Genomic DNA, 4,396 nt, shown 5'->3' with positions numbered 1-4,396 from the left:
TCCCAGATGAGATTCAGCCCAGCCAAGCTCAGCTCAAGAGTCGCAGTTTTTCGATCGAGGCGAAATGCTGCCTTGCCGAGATCGCTCGACACCATCACCTTTTTTATATCATTCAGTTTCGCGACAGCCGCCCTGGCATCAGAAGGGGCAAGCGTCAAAACGCTCAAATAATTCTCCTTGAACCGGGCGAACACTCGATCGACCGTAATCTGCCATTCCGCAACTGTTCTTGCCATGTCGGCTCCCCAAAAAGAGGAAATGAGGTCGATGGGTAACCCAAAAGTACCCCAACAACAAGTGCAGAGAGAAAAAAATTCCTGTTGCGGCGCACTAAAATTAGGGTTTAATAGCCTCGCTATCATCCATGAGTGATTTGGGGTACCCCCAGGCAAGGGAAACGACGCTTGGTACCTCATTCAAGGGAGGAACAAATGGGTACTTATTCTCAGGGAACGGAAATGACAAGGGGCTCCTTCACGCGCGCATGCCAGCTATCCCTTTTTAGGGGTTGTTTAATAGCGTGTTAACCCTAATTCCTGATCATGAACCAGCAAGTAAATCCGTTGGGATATGATTGAAGTCCCTTATTGGGACCCCCGAAGGGGTACTTCGGGGAACGTTGAGGAGTTCGCTATGACTTATCAGGAGACTGCAGCGCTCGGTCAAAGCGCAAGCGGTGCCGAAGGTGCGCGCGACGGAAGCGCCTCCCAGGAACTGCGGCAATGGACGATCAAGAATTTGGATGCATCTGTAGTTGACAAGGCTCGAGCAGCAGCCAAGCGAAAGGGAATGAAGATTAGTGCCTGGGTGGCCGCGACACTTGAAAATGCTGCCGACATGCAATCCGTCGAGAGCGACCCGTCAAGGAATTCTTTGGCGATTGATCTTGATGAGATTGTCTCAAAGATAGAGGAGATTCGCAGAGAGGATCGACTCTTAATTGAAAGAATTGAGAAGGATATCTCGCAGCTAGTGAAGGGGCAACACGGGATGCTTACAGAGATGCTATCTCGAAGTGGCAAAGGTAGGACTGAGAGCGATCACTCTTAGTTAGCTGGGAACCCACCCGGTCGATACGTTCGGCCAAAGGCCGAACCCGCTCAATCGCCCATCTTCAAGGCCTGGATAAACGCCTCCTGCGGGATATCGACCTTCCCAAACTGGCGCATCCGCTTCTTGCCTTCTTTCTGCTTGTCCAGCAGCTTGCGTTTGCGCGAGACGTCGCCGCCGTAGCATTTGGCGGTGACGTCCTTGCGCAGCGCCGAGATGGTTTCGCGGGCGATGACCTTGCCGCCGATGGCGGCCTGGATCGGGATCTTGAACAGATGGTTCGGGATCAGCTCCTTCAGCTTCTCGCACATCTGCCGGCCGCGCTTTTCCGCCGCCGTGCGGTGCACCAGCATGGAAAGCGCGTCCACCGGCTCTTCATTGACCAGGATCGACATCTTGACGAGGTCGCCCTCCTTGTAGTCGGTGAGGTGATAGTCGAACGAAGCGTAGCCCTTGGAGATCGACTTCAGCCGGTCGTAGAAATCGAAGACGACTTCGTTGAGCGGCAGATCGTAGATCAGCATGGCGCGCTTGCCGACATAGGACAGGTCGGCCTGGATGCCGCGCCGGTCCTGGCAGAGCTTCAATATGCCGCCGAGATAGTCGTCGGGGGTCAGGATCGTGGCGCGGATCCACGGCTCCTCGATCGCCGAGATCTTCACCACGTCGGGCATGTCGGCCGGGTTGTGCAGTTCCTTCATCGAGCCGTCGGTCAGAGCCAGCCGGTAGACGACGCTGGGTGCCGTGGCGATCAGGTCGAGGTTGAACTCGCGCTCCAGCCGCTCCTGGATGATTTCCAGATGTAAGAGGCCAAGGAAGCCGCAGCGATAGCCGAAGCCGAGTGCCGCGCTGGTTTCCATTTCAAAGGAGAAGCTGGCGTCGTTGAGGCGCAATTTGCCGACCGCGGCGCGCAGATCCTCGAAATCGGCGGCGTCGACCGGGAACAGGCCGCAGAACACCACCGGCTGCGCCGGCTTGAAGCCGGGCAGCGCCTTGGCCGTGGTGCGCTTGTCCTCGGTGATGGTGTCGCCGACGCGGGTGTCGGCCACTTCCTTGATCGAGCCGGTGAAGAAGCCGAATTCGCCGGGGCCGAGCTCGTCGACATTGATGCGGGCCGGCGTGAACACGCCGGTGCGCTCGACCAGATGCTTGGCGCCGGTGCCCATCATGCGGATGGTCTGGCCTTTTTTCAGCACGCCGTCGATGACGCGCACCAGCACGATGACGCCGAGATAGGCGTCGTACCAGCTGTCGACCAGCATCGCCTTCAAGGGCGCGGCCGCGTCGCCTTCGCGCGGCGGCGGCAATTGGTGGACGATGGCTTCCAGCACGTCGGGAATGCCCAGACCGGTCTTGGCCGAGATCAGCACGGCGTTGGAAGCGTCGATGCCGATCACCTCCTCGACCTGCTCGCGGATGCGCTCGGGCTCGGCGGCCGGCAGGTCGACCTTGTTCAGCACCACGACGATCTCGTGGTTGTTGTCGATCGCCTGGTAGACATTGGCCAGCGTCTGCGCCTCGACGCCCTGGGAGGCATCGACCACCAGCAGCGAACCCTCGCAGGCGGCCAGCGAACGCGACACTTCATAGGCGAAGTCGACGTGTCCGGGCGTGTCGATCAGGTTGAGGATATAGTCCTCGCCATTGTTGGCGCGGTACTTCAGCCGCACCGTCTGCGCCTTGATGGTGATGCCGCGCTCGCGCTCGATGTCCATCGAGTCCAGCACCTGCTCCTTCATGTCGCGCAGCTCCAGTCCGCCGGTCAGCTGGATCAGCCGGTCGGCAAGCGTGGATTTGCCATGGTCGATATGCGCGACGATGGAGAAATTGCGGATGTGGTCGAGGGGCGTGCTCATGGCGCGCGTTTAGCAGGGGTGGCTTGCCCGAGCAAGCGGCAGGCTGCCGCCGCACATGTAGCGCGGCCCGCTGCCCGGCAAGCCGTACGGCCGCTGCCGCGAAAGCAGAGCAGGCGGCTGCCGGGGCAAGCGGTGCGGGCGCTTGTCGCCTTTTCCTCCGGATTCCTCGAAAAATCGATAAATTTTAACCACACGCGTTAGAGCATAATTTGTGATCGGCATGTTAGCGGAGGGAAATATCTGATGTAAGGACGAAGGCATGCGGGGGCTTGCAGGCAGTTTTATCGAGTCGCGGAGCGGCTCGTTCGCACCGATACTTGTTCTCGCCATGATACCGCTGATCACCGCGGTCGGCTTTTCCGTCGACTACACCTCCGCGGTCCAGACCAGGTCGACCGAGCAGGCGGCACTCGACGCCGCGATCCTGTCGATCACCACGATGGACACGGCCTCGACGAAACCGCAGCGTCAGTTGGTGCTGCAGGATACCTACAAAGAAAACGGCGGACAGGGCACTGCGACGCTGAACAGCTTCGACGTCAGCGCCAACGGCACCGCCACCGCGCAGGCCACCGCGAGTTTCGCCATGAAGACCGTGTTCATGCAGATGGCCAGGATCCCTACGGTGGCGATCGGCGTCACGTCGGCGGTGAACAAGGCGCCAGCTTTGGTGGAGGCGACCTTCAAGGTCAGCGGGGTGTCGGGTTACTGGAACAAGACAATGACGCTCTACGGCACGATGTTCGGTGCGAAGGAGGGCAAGCCTCTGATGACGATCGATTACAAATACGGCGGGGGCACGGATCCCAAAGGGTACGGCACCACCACCGTCAGCAAGATCGACAGTCTGGGCGTCGCCACGGTGGCCCAAACGCAGGTTTGCAAGGTCGGCAAAAAGGCGCCTGACGGGGTGACGCTGAACACCGACCAGTTTGGCACGAAATATTACTGCGTCGACACGATGGCTGCCGGCAACACCGCCGGTGCCTCAATCGACGTCAGCCAGATGGCTGGCCTCTATCTGCAGATGAACGTCCCATCTGGCAATCCGCAAAACCTCTATTCGAACGATCCGGCCACGTCCAACCGGCTCTATAGCTCGACAAGCAAGGACATCCCCCCGGCCGAAATGGCGACCGGCCAGATCGTCGATATCTTTGGCCTCGTTCCTTGTGGATCGACAGCCTACCAGGCCTGGGAAGACGGCGGCAACAAGGTCCCGGCGCCCGTCAGCAACGCCGACTTCTTCTACAACGTCACCGGCAAGTGCGACTTCAACAAGCGGCCCAACAACACGCGGCTGACGCAGTAGAAGCTGCTCTTCTTGCCTTCTCCCCTTGCGGGAGAAGGAAGAACGCTAGCGATCACAAACCGGTGAGCGCTGTAACGAAGGCGCCGACAGCGGCGAAGTGGGGATATCAGCGGTGCATCCAGGCGCCGCCGCCCACGGAGCAAGCCGATGTCCCGCAAGTTCGTCACAGTGTCCAGCC

The 4,396-nt window shown here is 59.6% G+C and carries 4 protein-coding genes; 2 read left to right on the top strand and 2 right to left on the bottom strand.

The genetic code is table 11. The annotated features are described in order from the left end of the window. Positions 1 to 236, bottom strand: a 236-nt coding sequence (locus EN893_RS20455) for a hypothetical protein (RefSeq protein WP_164900983.1), incomplete at its 3' end; no start/stop codon positions are given. 397 nt (positions 237 to 633) lie between these two features. Between EN893_RS20455 and EN893_RS20450 the strand changes: the two genes are divergently transcribed. Next, the gene (locus EN893_RS20450; protein WP_127268673.1) at positions 634 to 1,050 is read left to right on the top strand and encodes a hypothetical protein; all 417 of its coding nucleotides are present in this window, start codon (positions 634 to 636) and stop codon (positions 1,048 to 1,050) included. Between the two features lie 50 nt (positions 1,051 to 1,100). Here the strand turns inward: EN893_RS20450 and lepA are convergent, their stop codons facing one another. Beyond that, positions 1,101 to 2,906 carry a translation elongation factor 4 gene (gene lepA, locus EN893_RS20445; protein WP_127268672.1) on the bottom strand — a complete coding sequence of 602 codons (1,806 nt, stop codon included), beginning with the start codon at positions 2,904 to 2,906 and terminating at the stop codon, positions 1,101 to 1,103. A gap of 259 nt (positions 2,907 to 3,165) precedes the next feature. Between lepA and EN893_RS20440 the strand changes: the two genes are divergently transcribed. Further along, positions 3,166 to 4,218, top strand: a complete 1,053-nt coding sequence (locus tag EN893_RS20440; protein WP_127268671.1) for a TadE/TadG family type IV pilus assembly protein — start codon at positions 3,166 to 3,168, stop codon at positions 4,216 to 4,218. Positions 4,219 to 4,396: the final 178 nt, after the last annotated feature.

The organism is Mesorhizobium sp. M7A.F.Ca.CA.004.04.2.1, from assembly GCF_004022825.1.
GTDB lineage: Bacteria > Pseudomonadota > Alphaproteobacteria > Rhizobiales > Rhizobiaceae > Mesorhizobium.
This window is presented reverse-complemented; position numbering and strand designations above follow the sequence as displayed.